The sequence below is a fragment of the Dysosmobacter sp. HCP28S3_G4 genome (assembly GCF_052065175.1).
In the GTDB taxonomy this organism is placed as follows: domain Bacteria; phylum Bacillota; class Clostridia; order Oscillospirales; family Oscillospiraceae; genus Oscillibacter.
Genome location: NZ_JBQHUP010000128.1, coordinates 1 through 367 on the forward strand (window position 1 = coordinate 1; position 367 = coordinate 367).

The 367-nt window shown below is 57.2% G+C and carries 1 protein-coding gene; it reads left to right on the top strand.

Annotated features, from left to right (window positions below):
• Positions 1–120 precede the first annotated feature (120 nt).
• Positions 121–367: hypothetical protein (locus ACTNBU_RS12765; protein WP_441034476.1), on the top strand; the 247-nt coding region annotated here is incomplete at its 3' end.

A 367-nucleotide genomic window follows, 5' to 3' on the forward strand; every position in this document is an offset into this window, starting at 1 on the left:
ACGATTCCACGATCCAGCTTCCCTCGTTCAAGCATCTTTCATCACCCATGCTTATTTTACCATATAAATGCGAAAAAGCCCAGCTATGCTCGACTTTTTCGACAGCCTGAGCCGCCGGCCATGTGGCCGGCGGCTTTGCTTGTCGAAAAAACCTATCTGAAGGAAAAGAGTCCTTTTTTGCAGGGGGAGTACGAGGGGGAAACTGGCGAAGCGCCGCCAGCGGCGGAAAAAGCGAGCCGGTTTCGAGGAAGCGGCGCGATTGGCGGCCCAGAAGGGGCCGGGAATCGCAAAGCCGCAACGGTGCCCGGGAGCCCCCTCGTGTTGGATCGAATGCCTGCAAAAAGCCTGTGTCAGCAGGCGTTTGCGC